17 protein-coding genes are annotated in these 21,674 nt (G+C 44.2%); 13 read left to right on the top strand and 4 right to left on the bottom strand.

From position 1 onward, the window contains the following. Window positions 1-20: 20 nt before the first annotated feature. The 4 genes from ACWNM1_RS18805 (at window position 21) to ACWNM1_RS18790 (ending at window position 2,498) form a co-directional block, all read left to right on the top strand. Window positions 21-770 (top strand): hypothetical protein, encoded by a 750-nt coding sequence (locus ACWNM1_RS18805; protein WP_449602180.1) that lies wholly within the window; start codon window positions 21-23, stop codon window positions 768-770. A gap of 37 nt (window positions 771-807) precedes the next feature. Then, window positions 808-1,374: a hypothetical protein gene (locus ACWNM1_RS18800; protein WP_449602179.1), complete on the top strand. Its 567-nt coding sequence runs from the start codon at window positions 808-810 to the stop codon at window positions 1,372-1,374. 62 nt (window positions 1,375-1,436) lie between these two features. Beyond that, window positions 1,437-1,895, top strand: coding sequence for an SMI1/KNR4 family protein (locus tag ACWNM1_RS18795; RefSeq protein WP_042189330.1), 459 nt, complete (start codon window positions 1,437-1,439; stop codon window positions 1,893-1,895). 42 nt (window positions 1,896-1,937) lie between these two features. After that, complete coding sequence (locus ACWNM1_RS18790) at window positions 1,938-2,498, top strand: DUF4303 domain-containing protein (RefSeq protein ID WP_449602178.1); 561 nt, start codon at window positions 1,938-1,940, stop codon at window positions 2,496-2,498. Between the two features lie 312 nt (window positions 2,499-2,810). Here ACWNM1_RS18790 and ACWNM1_RS18785 read toward each other — a convergent pair whose 3' ends face one another. Continuing rightward, window positions 2,811-3,386 (bottom strand): hypothetical protein, encoded by a 576-nt coding sequence (locus ACWNM1_RS18785; RefSeq protein ID WP_449602177.1) that lies wholly within the window; start codon window positions 3,384-3,386, stop codon window positions 2,811-2,813. 223 nt (window positions 3,387-3,609) lie between these two features. Between ACWNM1_RS18785 and ACWNM1_RS18780 the strand changes: the two genes are divergently transcribed. Continuing rightward, window positions 3,610-3,888 (top strand): DL-endopeptidase inhibitor IseA family protein, encoded by a 279-nt coding sequence (locus tag ACWNM1_RS18780; RefSeq protein WP_449602176.1) that lies wholly within the window; start codon window positions 3,610-3,612, stop codon window positions 3,886-3,888. Between the two features lie 461 nt (window positions 3,889-4,349). Here ACWNM1_RS18780 and ACWNM1_RS18775 read toward each other — a convergent pair whose 3' ends face one another. The 3 genes from ACWNM1_RS18775 to ACWNM1_RS18765 all read right to left on the bottom strand — a co-directional run bounded on the left by ACWNM1_RS18775 (window position 4,350) and on the right by ACWNM1_RS18765 (window position 7,460). Continuing rightward, the gene (locus ACWNM1_RS18775) at window positions 4,350-5,180 is read right to left on the bottom strand and encodes a carbohydrate ABC transporter permease (protein ID WP_149646055.1); all 831 of its coding nucleotides are present in this window, start codon (window positions 5,178-5,180) and stop codon (window positions 4,350-4,352) included. A 1-nt stretch (window position 5,181) separates the two neighbouring features. Then, window positions 5,182-6,069, bottom strand: a complete 888-nt coding sequence (locus ACWNM1_RS18770; RefSeq protein ID WP_449602175.1) for a carbohydrate ABC transporter permease — start codon at window positions 6,067-6,069, stop codon at window positions 5,182-5,184. Window positions 6,070-6,137: 68 nt separating this feature from the next. Next, window positions 6,138-7,460, bottom strand: a complete 1,323-nt coding sequence (locus ACWNM1_RS18765; RefSeq protein WP_449602174.1) for an ABC transporter substrate-binding protein — start codon at window positions 7,458-7,460, stop codon at window positions 6,138-6,140. 244 nt (window positions 7,461-7,704) lie between these two features. On the opposite strand from ACWNM1_RS18765, the gene ACWNM1_RS18760 reads away from it, so the two are divergent. The 8 genes from ACWNM1_RS18760 (at window position 7,705) to ACWNM1_RS18725 (ending at window position 21,659) form a co-directional block, all read left to right on the top strand. Continuing rightward, window positions 7,705-9,276 carry a response regulator transcription factor gene (locus ACWNM1_RS18760; RefSeq protein ID WP_449602173.1) on the top strand — a complete coding sequence of 524 codons (1,572 nt, stop codon included), beginning with the start codon at window positions 7,705-7,707 and terminating at the stop codon, window positions 9,274-9,276. Continuing rightward, entirely contained in the window at window positions 9,273-10,988 is a 1,716-nt protein-coding gene (locus ACWNM1_RS18755; RefSeq protein WP_449602172.1) for a cache domain-containing sensor histidine kinase, read from the top strand. The genes ACWNM1_RS18760 and ACWNM1_RS18755 overlap by 4 nt, the downstream gene beginning before the upstream one ends. Before the next feature lie 174 nt (window positions 10,989-11,162). After that, on the top strand, window positions 11,163-16,607 hold the full coding sequence (locus ACWNM1_RS18750) for a glycoside hydrolase domain-containing protein (RefSeq protein WP_449602171.1): 5,445 nt from the start codon (window positions 11,163-11,165) through the stop codon (window positions 16,605-16,607). Between the two features lie 85 nt (window positions 16,608-16,692). Then, window positions 16,693-18,108: an alpha-L-fucosidase gene (locus ACWNM1_RS18745; RefSeq protein ID WP_449602189.1), complete on the top strand. Its 1,416-nt coding sequence runs from the start codon at window positions 16,693-16,695 to the stop codon at window positions 18,106-18,108. 394 nt (window positions 18,109-18,502) lie between these two features. Continuing rightward, on the top strand, window positions 18,503-19,183 hold the full coding sequence (gene pnuC / locus ACWNM1_RS18740) for a nicotinamide riboside transporter PnuC (protein WP_449602170.1): 681 nt from the start codon (window positions 18,503-18,505) through the stop codon (window positions 19,181-19,183). Further along, a complete protein-coding gene (locus ACWNM1_RS18735; RefSeq protein ID WP_449602169.1) occupies window positions 19,180-20,190 on the top strand; it encodes an AAA family ATPase in 1,011 nt (336 codons plus the stop codon). The genes pnuC and ACWNM1_RS18735 overlap by 4 nt, the downstream gene beginning before the upstream one ends. A 27-nt stretch (window positions 20,191-20,217) precedes the next feature. Next, on the top strand, window positions 20,218-21,111 hold the full coding sequence (locus ACWNM1_RS18730; protein ID WP_449602168.1) for an NUDIX hydrolase: 894 nt from the start codon (window positions 20,218-20,220) through the stop codon (window positions 21,109-21,111). After that, the gene (locus tag ACWNM1_RS18725) at window positions 21,108-21,659 is read left to right on the top strand and encodes an NADAR family protein (RefSeq protein ID WP_449602167.1); all 552 of its coding nucleotides are present in this window, start codon (window positions 21,108-21,110) and stop codon (window positions 21,657-21,659) included. Before ACWNM1_RS18730 ends, ACWNM1_RS18725 begins: the two co-directional genes overlap by 4 nt. Window positions 21,660-21,674: the final 15 nt, after the last annotated feature.

Below are 21,674 nucleotides of genomic sequence, written 5' to 3'. Positions count from 1 at the left end.
AGTTAACAGGAGGAGTATTTATGTACATCGTATCTCAGCCAAAACCGCTATCTGATGGACAGAACCAAGCCCTTGCGAAGGAAGACGTCACTGTTTATCCACAGGGCTACCTTCGGTTTTTGCGGCGATTCGGCGAAGGGACTTACAGAGGGTGGTTGAATGTTCAGCTTCCCGATGCGGAGGTGCTTAAACCTTTTGCCGAGTACGGATTATGGGAGCATGACGAAAACAGCCCCATTAGTGAACAACAGATCGGCGAGTGTATCGTTATAGGTACAACGGTGGACGGTGATTTTCTGGCTGTACATCCCCAGACAGCTGGGCTGCTCTGGCTACCCCGGCATGCGGAGCACGTAAAGGCGATTTCCCTGCAGGCACGTGAGCAGGAAGAAGAAGGGATGTACGCCTTGGTGCTGGATGAAATATATCGTCAGGTGTATGGAATCAGCCAAGGGGAGAGCATCTACTATGAACCGTGGACGGGCACTCGGAGCCATCTCTTTTTGCGTTTGCCACAAGGACAGGATCAGCTTACGCTGCCCGAACTGGCCGACTTATGCCAAAACGAATTTCCGCCGGATTTGTCCATTGAGAATGCCAATGCTTGTTTCCTGTTCTACCGGCAGCTGGGCGGCTATGTACGATTGAATTATGCCTACCAGCAAGAGGTGGCTGTCTTCTATGAACAGGATGCGGGGCAGGCGTTTGAAGTTATGGAGCAGTGGCTCTTGTCGAAAGGCTGCGAAGCGATCTCAGAAAATAACAGATGATCCGGATGCTCCTTAAGTGTGGGAGAGGGAGGTATGTATGAAACTAGTTTTTACTTTGGATACACATGGAACGTGTGTGGGTCAATTGAGAGATGAGCTGCTGCCCTTAGAGGAATTAGCAAATAGGTGGAAGTTTCCCTATGATATCTTTTTTGTATTGCGTGTTTTACCTGAAAGTTATGGTCGAACAACATCCAGACGTTTTGATAGCAGGGATCATACCCTCGAATTAGATATCAGCATAAGTTATGAACAGTACCAACGGATGTCCAAGCATGAGCAACGTGAGGTATTAGGCAGTCACCTTTGTAACTATTTGTCAGAGTCAGTCGCTAAATATAATAAGCATGCAGATAAGGAAACTCAAAATCAACTACTGGATCTGGTGAAAAAATGGATGCTTGAAAACAATTGGCTAAATGGAAAGTTAAATCAAGCACGGAAACTACTTTCGCAAGACATGGGTCTTTATGAAGTCAGCCAAAAATTGCAGATGCCATTAGAAGAGATTGAGTATATCCTTCTCCGTATGAATGACTATGAGCCAACTGACGTTCATCCTGATAACATTGTAGCAGGAAAAGCGCCGCCATATCATTTGTAGAAGATTGGAGAGATATCCAAAACTTACAATAAACCCATGTATAAGGAGAGGGGATCGAACTTATGTATGAGCGTTTGGCAGAAAAACTGAAAACGACCTCCGCTTTAAAATGGTTTCCTGGCCATGGTGCGGAAGAAAGCTGGATAGCAGAAGCTGAAGAGGAATTAGGATTCTGCCTGCCGCCATCTTATCGCTGGTGGCTGGTTCATTACGGTAATGCCCGGTTGGGAGACGGCAATATTCTAGCGATCGCAGCTCCGGAACATAGAGAGTATTACGACGGCGACCTTCTTTACATACATAGACTGAATAAAGCCGAGGAATGGTGGGTAGGTCGGTTTCCCCACAGACTGGACTTGTTCGTGCCGGATAGCGACGAGCTTTATTTTTTTGATACGTCTACTAGAGATAAACAGGGGGAATTTCCGATCATGTGTTATGATCTCATGAATGATTTGATCGACAAGTATGCTTCAACTTTTGCGGAATTTCTAGAACGGCTAATTGACGAGCGTTCTTAAATAACCTGAGCTGATCGACTAACGGAAAGGAGGACCATTATCATGAAGCCGATGCAAGAAATAGAGACGCTGGCGATAGAAATCGCCGCTGCTGCCAGAAAGTCATTTCGTGCTCTTTTTGAAAATGGCGAACATTATTATTACTGTACGCTACATACTACTGGCGAGGGACATGCGCCTAGCATCTCCGCCTGGTCGTGGGAAGCTTTGGAGATGGAATCAACCAGACAAGGAGACGAAAGTGACACACCGGGATCGACGATTGCTGAACTCATCAAATGGTCCTATGCCGATTCACCCTATTGTTGTTTCGGGGATGAGAACTTTGATCACGTTAAACAACGATTTGCTGAGCGTCCTTTCATTGCGGATCTTGAGAATGACGAAGGGAATCGTGAGTTTGATTTGAGGCTGAAGGCCATGGAGCTGGCAATGAAAATGCTTGATGATGAAGGCATGTTTGCCATGAATCAGCTGCGAGAGTCAGTATGTGTCCTTGTCGAAGTCATGCCGCCGGATGAGGTTAATACCGAAATTGCCCTACGTTTAAATCGGGCGGAATCACCGGTTATGCAAGCATGGTTGACGGAAGCGGCGGAGTAGAAGCTCATCTTTAAGGGAAGTGTCAAACCCTTAAAGGAAGGTGTTGAAAGACATTATGTTAAAGAAATTCGGACTAACAGCCTGTTAAATGATTTTACTTTCAGGAGTAGCAATAACTGCAAATTCATTAGCGGATTCTGTTACAAGAAAGACTCTGATTTGTAGGTGAGATTTATACAACGCACGGTGTGTTTCTACGGGCAGATCCATTAGGAGACGTTAGTCTCCCGTACTTAGGAATCTTGCCACTTTAGTCGCGAGTAGTTCAATCAGTTGCTGCCACCAGTGAAAGCCGGCAGTCTTAACAACAAACTAACCCACTCCTAGTAAGGTGTAATTAGTATATATTTTGCGACTGATCGGAAATCTAAAGCTGATTCTGAAGCCTGAATCTTGTGCTCTGATAGTTAGTAAAAAACGGGAGCGTATTAATCCGCGAATTAAACTGTTCAGTCTTGCCGTATTACCTGAATTAATTGCGGCAGTGACACGCGTTGCAAATGGAATATCAGTCGCCAACCTGAGGTATAAGGGAAGAATAGCTTGTACTACTACGAGATGTTCTCCCACTTTATACTTACTTTGAGCGGGGTCAAGAAAAAAACCGTTGACGTATAGTCGATCCCGCATAGGTGTACGAAAGCCGAAACTGTACCCTGATCCCAATTCTGCAATTGGGGCATGGCTTACCTTAATAAACAGTCTTTCCATCTGCACAAAATCAATCTTATTCACCGCTTGTACCCATGCAGCTGAGTATGCTGGATTGCGCACGATTTCGCGATAGAAGGGCAGCACATTTCGTATCGTTCGTCTTAAAATTGCAGGTGTTATAGATTCGTTTTGTTGTTTGCGAACGGGGAGTTGACGTTTTCTTTTCTTATTCAATATGCTTCCCACCTTGGAAATTCAGTTATCTGCAACATATGCTTTACCGGAAAGATGCGTTTGGACATTTCATCGAAAAAGCACTCAAGGCATGATGCGGCTGCCGGTAGGATCGATATTCATGAAATGAAAAATCATGAAACACGAGGACCCATCCTTGCCGTGCCTTCCATAAGGTAACATACATAGAATGCAATGGAAGAGCGATAAGGAGGGAGACGGCATGGTTTCGAGAAAACGACTTATGGCATTTATTCAGAATGCGGAAAAGGCATGGGAGAAAGTAGTCTTTTCGTATGATCTAAACAGTCCACCGATTCGAATCGGTGATTTTGATTACTACAGACTTCCCTTGCGGTTCTCGACCCGAATCAAAATTTTTCGGTATTATCGCCAATTTTGGAACAATGTGTACGCAAATCGTATGATCTGCTCCGCAGATTTTAAAAACATTCGAGGACGTCTTTACTCTCCTGATGCAGATACGGGGGGGGTTGCCTAGCAGAGTGTTGGGTTTGAAAATTATAAAACAGACAAGCACAAATATAATAGTTGATGCTATTCTAGGTATTCCAGGCGACTCAATCGCTGATGGGGAAACTATTCGTTATTTCATCTTGCGCAACCCATCCACCCAAGTACTTACGATCAATTTACGCAGAAGCCGATATGCCGATTACCGTTACGATCCATGCAAAAAAAAGAGTAGGATACTAAGAAGGAAAGAATAAAATAGCGCCTGTTATATAGGGAGATAAATTATTCATTGAAAAAACTGATTGCAGAAAGAAGAGCTAGAGCTTCTATATTGAGATGGATAGTAGCTAAATCGGTAAAATGAATTATTGAACTAACCAAAAACGTTACTTCAATAAAACAGCGACAGCCTAGGACTTTTTTCTCGTCCTGTGCTATCGCTGTTTTAATTTCTAGGTTCAGTATGAACCCCTTGTCATTAACTCCCTATCCCTTTAACGAACCGGACGTAATACCGTTAATGATATATTTTTGCATGAAAATGTAGAACAGAATGAGTGGTGCGACCGCTAGGAGCATCATCGGGAAGAAATTCGTCCAGTCCGTCGAGAATTGCCCAATATTGCGGAACACTTCTAAGAGTAATACACCCTTTGAACGGGATTGCAAGAACAAGAGCGGTGTCATGAAATCATTCCAGACTCCCAGCGTATTCACGATCGCTACAGTGGCAATCACCGGCATAAGCAGCGGGAATACAATCTGCAAGAAAGTTCTCCACACCCCACAGCCGTCTACTTTTGCTGCTTCTTCCAGTTCAAATGGAACGGTAGAACCGATAAAGCTTTTAATTAAAAAGATAGAGAGCGGGAGGCTGTAACAAATTTCTATAAGAATAACACCCGTGTGGGAATTCATAAGTCCAAGCTGGGATACTTGTTTATAAAGTGCCAAGATCCCCATTTGGTACGGTACCATCATCCCAACCATGAATAAAAGGAACACGAGGCGATTGAAGCGGTTCGTATGTCGTACCAAGCTGTAAGCAGCCATTGCAGAAAACATAACAATACCCGCGACGGAGGAAATCGTAATGAGAAGGTTATTTCCTAACACATGGAAGTAGTTCATTGCTTTAAAGGCGCGAACGTAGTTGTCGAATGTGATATTAATTGGAAGGCCCATCGGACTAGAGACTGCATCAGCTGGGGTTTTAAAAGTCGTGATAATCAAATAGTAAATAGGGATCAAAAAAATCGCGGCTATGACGATCAAGAGAATTTCAGTAACGGCAGACCCTTTAGTATATCGATTCATATTACCGCCGCTCCCACATTTTGATTAGTGTAAAGTGAAGAAAGGTGATGAAGCCAACGAGGATCACGAAGACGATTCCGAATGCGGCTCCGTAGCTATAGAAACCTTCACTGAGCCCTTTTTTGATCATGAGTGATACGATCGTTTCAGTAGAATACCCCGGGCCACCTCCAGTCAAGGCATAAACAATATCAAATACCTTCATCCCGCTTATCATCCCCATAACCGTATTGAAGGTGATCGCTGGAAGCAGTAGAGGAAGCGTGATATAACGGAACAATTGCCACCCGTTCGCTCTGTCGATCTTCGCCGCTTCATAATAATCTGTTGAGATGCTCTGTAAGTTGGCCAAATAAATAACCATTGTGTAACCCACCCACTGCCATACGGAGGCGATGATGACTGAGTAGAGCGCAAGACGCGGATCTCCGAGAAAATTGATGCGTTCGAAGCCAAGAGCAACTACTAGTTGATTAATCAAACCGAAGTCGGAAGGTGAGTACATAAAATTCCAGAGAAAACCGATAACTAATACGCTGAACACCGCAGGAAGGAAGAACGCAGCCCGCAGCAGATTTTTTGTTTTTAATTTTTTATTGAGAAATACCGCTAATGGAATGGCTAGCAAATTCTGTCCGAGCATCGCGAGTACTGCATAGATTAAAGTGTTGCTAATCCCTGTTAAATAGAGGGAATCTTTAAATAGAGCGATATAATTGTTTAGTCCAACATACTTGACAACAACGGGATGCACGTCTGACCAGTTCGTAAAGCTGTATACAGCGGTCTTTAACGTCGGATATATGAAAAAGGTACAATAAATAAGTAAGGCAGGAAGCAGAAGCAGAACATAATTGATTTCTCGTTTGAAAATGTTTGGTTTGTTCATATGCAACAACCTTTAGCTTATAGGATGTACAAGGAGCAAATCGCTTTGCCCCTTGTAATTTATACGACCTATTTAGATTTCTCCAACAGTTCAACTGCTTTTTTGTCTACCGCTTCTAGCACTTGTCGAGGCGTTTTAGTACCTGCTATGATTTCTTGAATACCTTTTCCTAGATCTGAGAAAGCAGGGCCAGCAACGCCCCAATTATTAACAGGGTACATGACATTGCCCGCCTTGAAAGCTTCTTGAGCACCGTTGTACTCTGCTGGCATTTCAAAAGTAACCCCTTTCAAAAAAGAGGAACCTCCTTTATTATCGACCCAGTAAGCATTCTGACCTTCTGGTGTAGATAACAGGTCAAGCACCTTGTACGCTGCATCCTTGACTTTGGACTTCGCATTCAAACCAAACGATACCCCTGGACCACCGACCATCCAACCCGGGCCACCTTTTGTACCCAGGTTCGGGAACATATCAATCTTCATGTCAGGCGCCTTTTGCTTAAAGGTTTCCATATACCAAGGACCTGCTTGGAACATCGCTGCCTTGCCACTTGTAAACTCGTCAATCGCTTGTTCTTCTTCAAGCCCAAGCATATCTTTGGTGAAGACACCACGTTTCAAGTATTCAGTCCATGTCGTCAAAGCAGGCTCCAGGGCATCGACCATTTTTGAGTTTCCTTTACCAAAATCATCGTTCCATTTTTTTCCTTCGGTTGTGCCGATAAATTCATTAAGTGCTAAACCAAGGAAGGACTGGCCTGCTACGTTAGGATTTTTTAGACCGATTGCTTGCGGTTTAATTCCATTTTTCTTAAGTACTTCAGCTACTTGGAAATACTCATCAAGCGTTGTTGGTACTTTTAGGTCATATTTGGCAAATAGATCAACATTATAGTAAATCCCGTTAAACCAACTAGCTTGCGGCAATCCGTACAGTTTATTATCAAATGTCGCGGTGGACGTGCCGGTTTCATAATACTTGCTAGCATAACGTTCTGTTAAATCTTCGAAATATCCTGTCTTGACGGTATTTGCATCGATTACTCCACCGATAATGTCAGGACCTTCGCCTGCTGCAAGCTGGGTCTTGATGACATCAACGTAAGTCTTGTTATCGATGAACTGATACTCCACATCTATATCGGGAAGTTTATCTTTGAATAATTGCAGAAGTGCCTTTACACTGTCTTCTTTGTTCCAATATGATAATCTAACCTTCACTTTTTTTACCGGTTCGGGAGCCTTTGATTCTTTCGGCGCCGCCGTTGTATCATTTGGTGTTGCACTTTCCTTTGTGCTGCTGTTGTTCGTACTGTTGGAACTGCAGCCTGTTATGAGGATTGACAAGGCGAGTAAAGCGGTAGTGGGAATTAACCACGTTCTCTTCATACAAAGACCTCCCAAATTTAAAATTTGTTTTGCGGTATAGATATCATTTTAATGTAATGCCATTTCCATCGAAATAACAGATTTTTGCGAAATCTAACAGAATCCATCTGACAATAGGGACCAGGGTCATGTGGTTAATGTAACATGGTAGGAATAGGAATGCCTAGTGTGCTATGCTTTGGTTTATAGTGAGTATCCTCTGGAAGTGAGTAAATACCACCCGCTAAACGGATAGGGGGAAAATATGTATCATATTCTAGTAGTCGATGATCAACAAGCCGAAATCGATGCTATTGAATGGCTTATTCAGAAGCATGCTCTACCCTTTTCTGTTGCTCAGGCCAACGATGGGGAAGTAGCACTGGAATATATTAGGGGCCATCATGTAGATCTGTTATTCACGGATATTCGCATGCCATTCATGGACGGTCTAGAGTTAATCAAGCAGGCAAAGATAGTCATTCCGGACCTTAAGGTGCTTATTTACAGTGCTTATGGGGAATTTGAATATGCACAAAAAGCGATTCAACTTGGAACCGTTAGTTATATGTTGAAGCCGATCGATGTGAAGGAATTCCTCAAAATATTCCAATCCATAATCGCTATACTAGAGGACGAACGACTTCAGAGAGAGAAGGACGAGTTGTTGATCAAAGGTTTTCATAAAGGAGTGGCGTATGAGAAAGAAAAGCTCCTGTTTGATCTCATTCAAGGTCGTGAGAGTGACGTCCATTACGAGGAACGAGCAGCTTTTGCTGGACTAAATCATCTGGAAAATAAGCGGATGTATATGATTATGATTGGATTGCAAAATCACTTTTTTGATCAACATCATACGGAAGCGTTTAAATTTCTTCAATCGACTAGTAAACATGAGATGCTTTTATTACATATCAATGAATACCAAAGCATCATGCTCGTCGTAATTGATCCCGCTTCAAAGAACAGCGATAACGGGCAAGAGCTTATGACTTATGGAGAAAAGGTTAAAGAATGGCTGGAGACTCGCTTCGACCGGCGATGTTTAATTATTGTCGGTAGTCCGGTAGATAAGCTAGAGGGGCTTCATGGCGAGTTCACCCAAATGGAAGAGTTAATGAATTTTCGGTTTTTTTTGGATAGAAGTGTCGTTTGTTCCAAAGATGCCGAAAGCATTCATGACCATATAGACGACGAATCGTTAGAGCTTATGCTTAAGGAGATTTATACTTCCATTGCACGAAATGAATATCGTACACTCGAGCATCAAATAGAGTATCTCATTGCGAGTATGCGAAATAGTAAGCGCTTTAGTTCTATGTATGCCAAACTTTTATTTACAGAAATTTTGAAAAAAGTAGTAGAGCTTCAAGGCAAAAAAAGCAGCAGTTTACTAAAGGAAGGTTTGGAGCGAATCGCACTTTGCAATTCAATTGCTGAGTTGAGGCAAGTCATTTTATCCGTTTTTCAGGAACATTTGCTGCAAATTAAAACGAATACAGATGATCAATGCCGCAAAGTAATTGAAGATGTACAGATACTCATCCAGATGGAGTACGGAAATGATATTGGGGTTGACTATTTAGCTAATCGTGTCTTTTTATCGCCAAGTTATTTAAGTTTCCTCTTTAAAAAAAGTACAGGTCAAAGCCTAATCAAATATATTACAGCTGTACGTATGGAGCGAGCGAAGGAGCTACTGCGAGATTCAACGATTAAAGTTGTTGATATTGCCAGTACAGTTGGATTTGCGAATACTTCCTATTTTAATTTAATGTTTAAGCAGCATAACGGCCTGACTCCTATTCAATATCGGGAGGGTGGCGGAAGAAGATGAGTCTGCTCAAATTTATTCGTAATATCCGCCTGCGTCAGAAATTATTGCTTTCATATGTGATTGTTATCTTCATGCCAACGATTGTACTGGGCTTGTATGCCTATCAAAGTTCCAAAGCTTCATTGAAAAGCCAGGTTGAGCAAAGCGCGGATAACGAGGCGAGGAAGCTGGCGTTAGAGATCAGTTACCGTCTTCAGAGGCAGGAGGTGTCAATGAAATCGATAGTTTTCCATCCTGCGCTTATTGATTTGATGAGTAACCCGGATCAGGATTTGTACGCTCAATTTAAGACGTTGAATGATAAAATTGAACCTATTTTTTTTAATTTAATGTATATGGTTGGGGATATGACTGAGATTATGTTGTATTCTGAGAATCGGCAATCCGAATTAGGAAACTTCATTACGCCTTCTTCAGCAGTTAAGGATAAGGATTGGTATGAAGCGACAAAGAGCAGCGAGTCAACGAAGTGGTGGTTCGAGGATGGAGAATTGTTTGCCACACGAGTGATTCGCGATATCGATCTTCAAATCGTGAGCGCTGAACTTTACGTCCGGTTTGATTACAATAAAATCTTTGGTGATTTCATTGGCAAGATGAATGAAGGTAGGGGCATCATTATTACCGATCAAAAGAATCAGCCGGTGTTAACAGAGCATGCCCCGCAGATGGATGATGTTCAGCTTCAATCCCTTTCAAGGAGTGGTACTTCAAAAGCAAGCTTAGGTGGCGAATCCTACCTAGTTATAAACAAAGATATTCCACAAACCGATTGGGTCCTGCATTATTTGGTTTCCGATAATCAATACAATACAGGCATTCGCAATATTTTAAGCGCCACGGGTATCATTGTACTCATCTGTATGGTTTTCCTCAGTATTATTATCTTCTTGTTCTCTGAGACGCTGTTAAGAGGAATCGAGAAATTAAACACCAAAATGAAGATGGTGGAAGATGGTGATCTTACAGTTGTTGTTTCCACGAATTCCAAGGATGAAATCGGGCAGCTTACCGATCGTTTCGGTTCTATGCTTAAACAAATTAATCAACTCATTTCGGAAGTATATCAAACAAAAGTCACGCAAAAGTCAGCTGAACTCAAAGCGCTGCAAGCTCAGATCAATCCTCACTTTCTATATAATTCTTTATCTTTAATTAATTCCAAAGCGATGCGAATCGATGCTCAAGAAATTAGTGACTTGGTAAATAACCTTTCTAGTTATTACAGAACGACTTTAAATAAAGGGAAGCAAATTATTGCGATTCAAGATGAATGGACTAACGTTCAAGCATACATACATATTCAATTAGCTATGCACAATTCAAGATTTGACGTAGAATTCGATGCCGACGACAAGGTATTTCAATTTGAAATGATTCATTTGATTTTACAGCCGATAGTTGAAAATGCGATTATGCATGGCATCGATCTGAAGCGGGAGGGGCGAGGTAAGCTCATCCTGCGGGCAAGTCTTGAGGGTGAAGATATTGTTTTTGTCGTGGAGGATAATGGCGTCGGTATGGAACCGTATATGATCGCACGTATTCTTGAACATGAAAGTTCCGGCTATGGGATTAAAAATGTGCAAGAAAGATTACAGCTCTTATTTGGATCTGAGTACGGGATCAATATTCATAGTCAACCTGGGATTGGCACTTCCGTTATCGTACGCATACCGCAGTATCGTCACATCAGAGAAGAAGATTCATGATCACATAAGGGCCAATGCTCATAAAAGCATAGCCCTTTTTTTGTTTACAATCGAAATCTGTTAGATTTCAAATAATACTCTTATATAGCAAGAATTCAATTGAGATTATAATGCATAATGTGAGCGCTTTAAATGTGTTCTAAAATTAAATGAATATGAAAGGATGGTTGATCTATGTTCAAACGGACAATGTATACAATGATCTGTTTCATGATTCTAGTAAGTACATTTTTCCAGGGCAATGCGCCTAGTGTCCATGCTGACAGTAACAACCTGGACGTGTGGGTGGAAAATGCATTGAAAGCTGTATATAGGACCAGCACGATTCCCGCAAATCATGACAACAGCATTGATCTTGTTTCAGCCAAGAACGAATACGAAAGTGAGAAAATTGCTGTAAGAGGCACAAGCGATTTTAAGATTACAGGAATTGAATTTTCCGATCTTGTATCTCCTGGAAATATGATCTCAAACAGCAACTTAAGCTATCATTTTGAAGAATACATGCTTGAGGATACCGTGCAACCCAATCAATATCGACCGGATTTGGTAGGCACGCAAATCTACCCCTTATCCGAAATTCCCGACCCGCTTTCGAATGATACCTCTATAAATGTAGCAGCAAATTCAACTCAGCCCATCTTAATAACGAATTATGTCCCTGCCGATGCTGTTCCTGGCCTCTATTTCGGTATAGTTACGGTGAAATCAACTTTGGGCGATTATCAAGTACCTATTAACGTTGAAGTTGCTAACGCTGCAATCCCTCCAACCTCTGAGGCTAATTTCGTTAATTATCAATGGTCGATGACGAATGGTTTTATGATTGGAGGTAATCCACCTGAGATTGTAGATGATCCTTTAACTCAGTCTAGTTATGACGTTGGCGAGAACTATTATGGAGTGGAGACGTATAGCGATGAGTGGTTTGAGCTTATGGATAATTTCGCCAAGACCATGACGGACTATCGCCAGAACATGATTTGGGTTCGTACAGACTTATTATTAAATGAAAAGGGTACAAAAATGGTGTCTTTTAAAGCCGGGATACCGGAGAATATCGACTGGTCTTTGTTCGATCGATATGTTCAAACCTTTATGGATAGAGGAATTACTCATTTTGCGAACATACACTTGATCCATGCGTTAGAACAAATGCCACAAAGTGAGAGACCAAACAATAATAATCCACAAGATCCGTGGAAAACGTCGGTACCTGAATTCGATTCACTACCTGTTACAGACGCTTATCTTACGAACTACTTGACAGCATTGCACGATCATTTAGAGGAAAAAGGTTGGCTTAATGGCTTCACTTGGTATCAGCATACTAAGGACGAACCTAACGGTTCGAGCATTACAAACTATATGACCTATATCGCTAGAAAAATAAAAGAGGTCGTTCCGGATTTCAAGACTTTGGATGCTGATGCCGCCGGTACTCTAATGAACGATACCATCAAACCTTATGTGGATGTGTGGGTCCCGTTAACCCCAGTTTTCGAGGACAAGAAAAGTCTCTATAAAGCGGAGCAGGCGGCAGGCAAAGACTTATGGGTGTATACTTGCGATGCGAATCCGGCTCCGTGGTTGAACAGATTCTGGACGCAGCCCATATTGACTGGCAGACTGTTATTCTGGAATCTTAGTCAAGAAGGTGTACAAGGACACTTACATTGGGGATGGAACGTATGGTATGTCCCTCATTATGGAGATTCTACGATCGTATATCCAGACAAGGAACATATGACGGTTAAGAGCTCACTGCGTTACGAGGCCCAAAGAGACGGACTTGAGGAATACGAATTGATGCACCAACTCAAGCAAACCAATCCTGGGCTTGCAAAACGTATAGTAGATAGCGCTGTTAACCCATCTGATCCGAGAAAATATACCCTGGATAATGAATATATCAGCAAGCTTCATGATTATCTGGTTAAAGCGGCGGCCGGAGAAACATTGGGTGAAATTCCTGTGCCAACTAGTCCCTACGATGGGCAGGATGTACCTATGACTTACATGACCGATAACGCGACCGATGAGATCACTTTTGATGGTGAATGGTTTGCAAAAAGCCGGAAATACGCTTATATGGGCGGTGTTCAAGGCACGTTAAAAGCGGATGATGAATTGACCTATACTTTTACAGGGGCTGGCATCGATCTTATCGCGGAGAAAAATGAAGGCTCCGGTAAAATTGCTGTATCCATCGACGATTCCGCTCCAGAGATTATAGACCTATATGAGAAAGTTCAACTCGATTCGATATCGGTATACAGCAATCATAACTTGTCATCAGGCAAGCATACGATCAAGGTAGTGAATCTGGAGAACAAAAACCTATTCGTTGACGGCTTCAGAGTAAGCATGTATGAAGGACAGGAGCTCTATGACGGAACGCTGCAAAGTTTGGAAATGACTAACATGTCGTCGGTTATTTTTAATAAAAACAATATCAATTACCAGGCCATTATTCCGAGCGATGTAGATGTGATCACGATTACGCCAACACTTACGGATGCAAATGGCACCCTGGAAATCAACGGGTTACCTTACCGCAGCGGTGAGAGGCTTACATTCAACATCCCTACAGGCAAAAGTAAGATCCTTATTCGATCTACCGCAAGTGATGGGGAAACCACGAGACTCTATACGTTGAACTTTCTCAAAGGGAATGTAAATCAACCGACCACTAATATTGCGAGAAGTTATTCAGCTATTACAGCAACAGCTGCCAGGGTAGATAGTAGCGGCTATGGTGTTTCAAATATGGTTGATGGAAGTTACGGTTCCATGTTTGCTAGTATAAGCGGGTATACGAGCATTGTACCATTCCCACATGAGATCAATCTTACTTGGAATCAACAGATGACCTTTAATACAATTGTCATGGCCACGCCATCAGGATTATTACAGGGGATAACGGATATAGATGTTGAGGCTACTTCAGATGGAACGAATTGGACCACCATTGCAAAGAGGGTTCCAATTCAATGGTTTAGCAGCACAGACGACAACAAGATGGAATACACATATGCGAATATCCCTACAGTTAATGACGCGCTGAAGCTAAGGATACGGGTGAATGACGCTAACAATACGTATTGGGGCATATACGCGCTATATGAGCTTGAGCTTTATAACCTTCCAGACAACGGAGAGATTCACCCTACAGCAGACGGAACGCTTAGTAATTTAACAATCCCTAATGTTCCTACTTTTACATTTGACAATAGTACGATGACCTACTCAGTAATGATCCCGAATGATCTAAACTCCATCGAGATTACGCCAACACTTTCGGACGGAGCGGGTAGTTTGCAGGTCAACGGAAAGAATGTCGCCAATAACACAGTGCAGACTTTTGACATTCCATTCGGAAAAAGCGTAATTCATATTAGGTCCACTGCAAGCGACGGGACAACTACAAAGCTCTACACGTTGAATTTTCTCAAAGGAATTGAGGATGGGCTAGGCACCAATATTGCCAGAAGCTATTCTGAGATTACAGCAACGGCAGAACGTGAAGGCGAGGACTATAGTGCCAAAAAAATGGTTGACGGTATTATTTATACCATGTTCGCGAGTTCGCGAGGCTACAAAAACGAACATCCGTTTCCGCATGAGATTAATCTTACTTGGGAACAACCGAAATCCTTTAACACCATCGTCATGGCTACGACATCTGGATTAATTCAGGGTATTTCCAATATCGATGTTCAGGCTTCTACAGACGGAATAAACTTTGAAACCATAGCAAGTGGGGTTCCGATCCAATGGAATAGCAACGAAGACGACGGCGTTATGGAGCATACCTTTGCCAATATTCCTGAAGTACGAGATGCGCTAAAGCTCAGAATAAAGATCAACGATGCGAACTATATGACATGGGGTATGTACGCTATGTATGAGCTTGAGCTCTATAATCTCGCGGATAACGGAGAAATTGGCGAGAACAGTAACACGATCACTGCGAGCGCGGGGGAAAACGGAACGATCAGTCCGAACGGCGCCGTTGTAGTCAATAAGGGTGAAGATCAAACCTTTACATTCCATCCGAACAATGGATACGAAGTCGACAAGGTGCTGTTAGACGGTACCGCTGTGACGGTGACCGAAAACGTGTATACGGTTGCTAACATAACTGCCGATCATACGATCAATGTTACGTTTAAGCAAAAGGAGACAGGTGGTGAGAACAGTAATACGATTACGGCGAGCGCGGGGGACAACGGAACGATCAGTCCGAACGGCGCCGTTGTAGTTAATAAGGGTGAAGATCAAACCTTTACATTCCATCCGAACAATGGATACGAAGTCGACAAGGTGTTATTAGACGGTACCGCTGTGGCGGTGACCGAAAACGTGTATACGGTTGCTAACATAACCGCTGACCATACGATCAATGTTACGTTTAAGCAAGAGGAGACAGGTGGTGAGAGCAGTAACCCTCCGGCGAGTGGTGGAAACGGTAGTGTCCCATCTACAAGTGGTACAGTCGATGGAAATACTGATGCTCATATACTTGTAGTGACAACGGAAGATCTTACTTCTCCAGCCACTAATGGTGTTGTGACGATCGCAGCCAAGGATAAAGAGAAAATTGTATTTCCTACTAATGCAGCAGAACTGCTCGGCCATCATCAATTGGTCATTCAAACGGGTCTATTCACGTTGGAAGTACCCGCTGAATTACTTAAACAGTTAACGGATAAATTGTCCGCAGAAGATAAACGAAACAGTACGATTGAGCTAATCATGACTCTCTTATCCGAATCCGATGCTAACAACCTTCTAGCGATACGGCAGTCTTCCACGCATGCCAAAATTAAAATTTCCGGCAATGTGATCAACTTTAGCTTATCGATTGTCGGAAAAGATGGTAAAGTGACAAGCTTGAACAGCTTCGATAAACCGATGACGATTCGTTTCAAAGCGGATCCTTCCTTAAATCCGAAACTGACTGGCATTTACTATTTGGCAGACAACGGTACGCTGGAATATGTGCGAGGCACGATTATTAACGGAGAATGGGTGGCTGATATTTACCATTTCAGTAAATATGCGGTGCTCGAATTCAAGAAATTATTTACCGATGTTAAATCCACTCACTGGGCGGCCGATGCGATCGAACAGCTAGCGGGAAAACAACTTATTGAAGGCACTAGTGCGGTAATGTTCGAGCCAGAGCGTTCTATAACACGGGCCGAATTTACGGCGATGCTTGTTAAAGCGTTGAACCTGACATTAGTGGGCGAATCGAAATTTTCGGATGTATCGAAGGGTGCCTGGTACGAGGGAGCTGTTTCCATGGCGGTCAAAGCAGGCATTGTTAAAGGAATTAGCACAACGTCATTCAATCCCGATGCTAAAATCAAACGCGAAGAAATGGTCACTATGATGATGCGGGCGTATGTTATCTTGAAAGACGTCAAGTTGAACGGAAAGACGGCTTCTTCCTTTACCGACGAATCCGCTGTGGCAGCCTGGGCGCTTGAGTCAGTAAGAGCAGCAGCGGCACTTCATTTAATTAACGGGCGGGAAGCAAACAAATTCGTTCCGGGCGGGATCACTTCCCGTGCTGAAGCAGCAGCTTTGCTCAATAGAGTTATACAGTAGCCGGGTAAACCCCCAATTTCTATATTGGGGGTTTACAAGTAATAATTACTCTGATGTGACGCGGAGAATCGAAGGAGGCAACCCGATGAACGATATGGAAATCAAGGAGCTTCAGCAAGCAGATGCACCGGAACTGATAGAAGGCGTCCACGGTTACAGCAGTGAGACGAATTGGGTGAAGCCGGAAAATCCAATTACGCTGGAAAGGTTGGAATGGTTCAAGGATCAGAAATTGGCCCTAATGATGCATTGGGGACCTTATTCGCAGATCGAGGTCGAGTCCTGGATTCTCAGCGACGAAGACGGTGATTGGGCGCGTAAAGATGTTGAATGGACGAGTGACTACGAAGAGCTGAAGCGCGAATATTTCGGACTCAACCGCACGTTCAATCCTATCCGCTTCCAGCCGGAGCTATGGGCGGAAATCGCTGCCGAAGGCGGGTTTAAATATTTGATTTTTACGACAAAGCATCACGACGGATATTGCATGTGGGACACACATACGACGAATTACCGAATTACTGGTTCTGAAACGCCATTTCATGCACATCGCTATGCCGACGTCTGCAAGCATGTGTTTGACGCTTTCCGCAGCAAGGGGCTTGCGATCGCCGCATATTTCTCGAAGGCGGATTGGCAATCGCCGTATTATTGGGCGCCAGGAATGGAACGGGGCAGCAATACGTGGAGAGGGCCCTCGTACTCCCCCGGGGAATACCCGTGGCTGTGGGAGCAATTCGTCGATTTCACCCATGAGCAAATCATGGAGCTGATGAGCCGTTACGGCCGGATTGATATTTTGTGGCTGGATGCGGGCTGGGTTAAAGATAGTGACCAGGTAAAGCAGGACATTCGATTGGGCGAGGTTGTCGAGCGCGCCCGTCAAACGCAGCCGTGGCTGCTATCCGCGGATCGTACAGTCGGAGGGTCTTACGAAAATTACGTGACGCCGGAGCAAACGATTCCGGAGCGTCCGCTGAACGTACCGTGGGAAAGCTGTATTACGATCGGCACACAGTGGGCTTTCAAATACGATGACCAGTATAAATCGGGGAGAGAGCTCGTTCGCATTCTGATGGAAGTCGTATCCAAAGGTGGCAATTTGGCGCTTAACGTAGGCCCTCAGCCCGACGGACGATTGCCGGCTGGGGCGGTTAAGAGTATCAATGAGTTGGGCGAATGGATGAAGGTTTACGGTGAAGCGGTATACGGCACACGCGTGTGCGGACCGTATTTTGCCGGTTCCTGCTCGTTCACCTCGAAAGGAAATACCGTATACTGTACCTACTTGTATGAAAGCGCAAATGAAGCCGTAGCCAAGGTCGTTCATATTCCTTATAAGGAGCCCGTTTCAGGCATCGAGCTTGTCGGAAGCGACGCTTTACTGCAGGTTGAGCGTACACCGGAAGGAATCTCGATCACGCTTCCGGATTGCGAATTGAACGGGCAGGCTCCGATCGCCCATGTTTTCCGCATGCAGAAGGGCGAGGAGGCAAAGTGAACGATAAGATTCTTAGCCTTATGCTATATACGGTGGGGTCTATGGCAATAATACGAGCGCATTAGCATAGAAGAAGAAGCCCGATGACAAGTACATGTTCGAACACCTACCCGCGTAAATCGCGGGTTTTTTCCTTTGTCAGCATATATTCTTGTCAGAAATCATTGTTATGAATATGTACCGATTGCCGATTCTCGAAATAGGCTTATGCTAAGGAAGAGGATACCGACCCTGGACTGGGCCAGACTTAAGTTGGAAATTATTTTCGCTTTTTAATTGCATCTCCCTCGCCTTTTTGCTATATTTGATATTAACAAAATGTTAATATCAAAATGTTACTAACAGATAACTGAAGGTGAAGGTTAGGGCATTTAATGAAAGCGAGGGGATGAAAGTGGATAAAACATGGGGTGGCTGGAATCTGTTTGAAATCGTCTGGCTAGTTTTGTTTACCTCTATTGCTGTTGCGTTTACGTTTATTTCTAAAGATTCCTTATTCGGTTTTACGGTCTTTATCACCGGGGTGCTGTGTGTGGTGCTCGCGGCGAAAGGAAACCTGATGAGTTATGTTTTCGGAATGTACAATACCGTCGGTTACGCGTATTTGGCTTACATCAACGGTTTGTTTGGAGAGGTCATGTTGAATTTGTTATTCTTTGTTCCTATGAATGTCGTTGGCTTCTATATGTGGAAAAACAACCGCCAAGACGGCAATCTATCCATGCGACAGATGGATCTTAAGTGGCTGTTCCTTGTCGGAGCGGTCTGCGTAATAGGCTGCCTGCTACTGGGAATCGGGCTATCGTTCATCCCAGGGCAGAACTCGCCTTATATCGATGCGATTACGACGGTATTATCCATCGTGGCTACCTTTTTAATGGTCAGTAGATTTAAGGAACAATGGCTGGTCTATATTGTTTTGAATATGTTTACGGTGCTGTTGTGGGTCATTCGGATGGTGGAAGGCAGTGGCGAAGGGGTGCTGATGATCGTCATGTGGAGTGCGTATCTGGTTAACGCGGCATACGGCTATTACAATTGGAATAAAGGGGCTAAGGAGGTGTCGGCGGCATGAAGACGCTTGGATTAACGCTGGGGAAGTTTGCTCCTTTGCATAAAGGACATCAATTCATGATCGAAACGGCGTTGCAAGAGGTCGACGAATTGATTGTGGTAATCTACGAAACGACGGTGACCCCGATTCCGCTTCATATTCGGGCGAACTGGATCCGCAAGCTTTATCCGACGGTCCGGGTAATCGAAGCTTGGGACGGTCCAGACGGGTATTCGAACAATCCGGAGCATGAGATTCGAGAGGAGCAGTATATTCTGGGGCTATTGAAGGGCGAGCAAGTGACGCATTTTTACTCCAGTGAGTTTTACGGCGAGCATATGAGTGCTGCTTTGGGCGCAGCGGACCGGCGGGTGGATGAAGCCCGTGAGCGGGTGCCAATTTCGGCCACGATGGTACGTGCCGACCCTTATAAATACCGCGAATTTGTTAGTGATGTCGTGTATAGGGATTTAATCACGAAAGTGGTTTTTGTGGGAGCGATGTCGACTGGCAAATCTACAATCACCGAAGCGCTGGCGGTTCAGTATCGTACAACCTTTGCGAGTGAATATGGGCGTGATTACTGGACCGAGCATCAAGTAGATCGCAGAATCTGCCTAGAAGCGTTCGATGAGATCGCTTTGGGCCATATCGAACGTGAGGAGGAGGCGCTGCTGGAAGCTAACCGATATCTCTTTGTCGATACCAATGCAATTACCACATATATGTTTGCTTTGGATTACCACGGTCGGGCTCCTGAGCGCTTAGCCCGGATCGCATTAGAAAACGCGCAGCGCTACGATCTGTTTTTCCTGTGTGACGATGATATTCCTTATGAGGATACATGGGACCGTAGCGGGGATCAGAAGCGGCATATTTTTCATAAGCAAATCATTGCGGATTTGAAAGAGCGGCGGATTCCCTATATCACGTTGCGAGGAAACCTGGAGGAACGAATGCACATAGTAAGCGAGGTCTTGGCAAAGTTCGAGCCCTACCGGAACTATTTCGGAGAGTTGAATGGCTAATATAAAGAACAAAGGAGGCAAGGATACATGAATATATTGGATCGCGATGGACTTACGGAACGTCAATTTTTAGAGCAGTACGATGCCGGGGATTTCGAGCGGCCTTCGGTGGCTGCGGACATGGTCATTTTCACCGTTACGAACACGGAGGCGGACAGCTACCGCAAGCTTCCGGAAAAAGAGCTGCGAATTCTGCTCATTCAGCGGGGAGGTCACCCGTTCCTTGGCAATTGGGCACTTCCAGGCGGCTTTGTCCGGCCGGACGAGACGACGGAGCAGGCGGCGGTGAGGGAGCTGCGTGAGGAAACCGGCGTGGATGACGTATATTTGGAGCAGTTGTATACCTTCAGCGATGTTGGAAGGGACCCTCGTACCTGGGTGATGAGCTGCAGCTACATGGCCTTAATCAACAGTGATCAGGTACAGCTGAATGCAGGAGATGACGCTGCCCATGCTGCCTGGTTTAAGGTAACCTATCGACTTCTGCGCGAGCGGAAAGAGATTATTGAGGATGGGTATGTGAAAACGAAGGAATACGAGCTCAAGCTAAGCAACGATGAAGAAGAGTTTACGGCAGTTGTCGGTCGGACAATGATGTCAAAGTCGGCCTCTACGTCAACCACACACTCTATCGTATCAAATGATGGATTGGCTTTTGATCATGCGAAGATTATCGCTTGCGCTATTGAGAGACTGCGGGGAAAAGTGAATTACACCGATATTGCGCTAAACTTGATGCCGGATCTCTTCACTTTGACGGATCTACAGCAGGTTTATGAGGTGATCTTAGACAAAGAGCTGCTGAAAGCCGCATTCCGGCGTAAAGTAGCGGATCTCGTAGCGGAGACTGATCATTATACTGAAAATGCGGGACACCGTCCTTCCCGCTTATATCGGAGAAATATGGAGGAATATCAATGATATACAATATCGAGCAGTTAAGAAAAGCTTATATCGCGGGCAAAACGTTCAAGTTTGTGTTCTTCTGGGGCCATACACCGCCAAAGCACGACGGCGTCGACAAAAGCTGCTTCAGCCAATGGTGGATGAGTCCTTTCGTGGTAGAGGGGATCGAGTATTCCTGTGTCGAGCAGTTTATGATGTCCGAGAAAGCAAGACTGTTTGGAGATGACGAAATGTTGGACGCGATCCTTAAAGCTAAGCATCCCAAGGAGATGAAAGCCTACGGGCGTGCAGTAAGAAACTTCGAAAATGACACTTGGGATAAAGAATGCTATAACATTGTCAAAAGAGGAAATATAGCCAAATTTTCGCAGAATTCGAAGCTTGGCGAGTACCTCAAGTCAACGAAAAACCGTATTCTCGTCGAAGCTAGCCCACAGGATCGCATTTGGGGAATAGGCATGAGCCAGTCCAATCCAGATGCGGAGAATCCCGTAAAATGGCGGGGTAGGAACCTACTTGGATTCGTGCTGACCGAAGTGAGGGACGAGTTGCTGAAGGGGTAACTTCTACCGGAATTG

It is taken from the genome of Paenibacillus sp. Marseille-Q9583, assembly GCF_976954365.1.
The sequence above is the reverse complement of the archived record's forward strand: the minus strand, read 5'-3'. Positions and strand labels throughout refer to the sequence as shown.

Excerpts from the sequence above, each read along its gene's own strand:
- ACWNM1_RS18805 (WP_449602180.1), top strand. The coding sequence starts at position 21 with ATGTACATCGTATCTCAGCCAAAACCGCTATCTGATGGACAGAACCAA.
- ACWNM1_RS18800 (WP_449602179.1), top strand. The coding sequence starts at position 808 with ATGAAACTAGTTTTTACTTTGGATACACATGGAACGTGTGTGGGTCAA.
- ACWNM1_RS18795 (WP_042189330.1), top strand. The coding sequence starts at position 1,437 with ATGTATGAGCGTTTGGCAGAAAAACTGAAAACGACCTCCGCTTTAAAA.
- ACWNM1_RS18790 (WP_449602178.1), top strand. The coding sequence starts at position 1,938 with ATGAAGCCGATGCAAGAAATAGAGACGCTGGCGATAGAAATCGCCGCT.
- ACWNM1_RS18780 (WP_449602176.1), top strand. The coding sequence starts at position 3,610 with ATGGTTTCGAGAAAACGACTTATGGCATTTATTCAGAATGCGGAAAAG.
- ACWNM1_RS18775 (WP_149646055.1), bottom strand. The coding sequence starts at position 5,180 with ATGAATCGATATACTAAAGGGTCTGCCGTTACTGAAATTCTCTTGATC.
- ACWNM1_RS18770 (WP_449602175.1), bottom strand. The coding sequence starts at position 6,069 with ATGAACAAACCAAACATTTTCAAACGAGAAATCAATTATGTTCTGCTT.
- ACWNM1_RS18765 (WP_449602174.1), bottom strand. The coding sequence starts at position 7,460 with ATGAAGAGAACGTGGTTAATTCCCACTACCGCTTTACTCGCCTTGTCA.
- ACWNM1_RS18760 (WP_449602173.1), top strand. The coding sequence starts at position 7,705 with ATGTATCATATTCTAGTAGTCGATGATCAACAAGCCGAAATCGATGCT.
- ACWNM1_RS18755 (WP_449602172.1), top strand. The coding sequence starts at position 9,273 with ATGAGTCTGCTCAAATTTATTCGTAATATCCGCCTGCGTCAGAAATTA.
- ACWNM1_RS18750 (WP_449602171.1), top strand. The coding sequence starts at position 11,163 with ATGTTCAAACGGACAATGTATACAATGATCTGTTTCATGATTCTAGTA.
- ACWNM1_RS18745 (WP_449602189.1), top strand. The coding sequence starts at position 16,693 with ATGAACGATATGGAAATCAAGGAGCTTCAGCAAGCAGATGCACCGGAA.
- ACWNM1_RS18735 (WP_449602169.1), top strand. The coding sequence starts at position 19,180 with ATGAAGACGCTTGGATTAACGCTGGGGAAGTTTGCTCCTTTGCATAAA.
- ACWNM1_RS18730 (WP_449602168.1), top strand. The coding sequence starts at position 20,218 with ATGAATATATTGGATCGCGATGGACTTACGGAACGTCAATTTTTAGAG.
- ACWNM1_RS18725 (WP_449602167.1), top strand. The coding sequence starts at position 21,108 with ATGATATACAATATCGAGCAGTTAAGAAAAGCTTATATCGCGGGCAAA.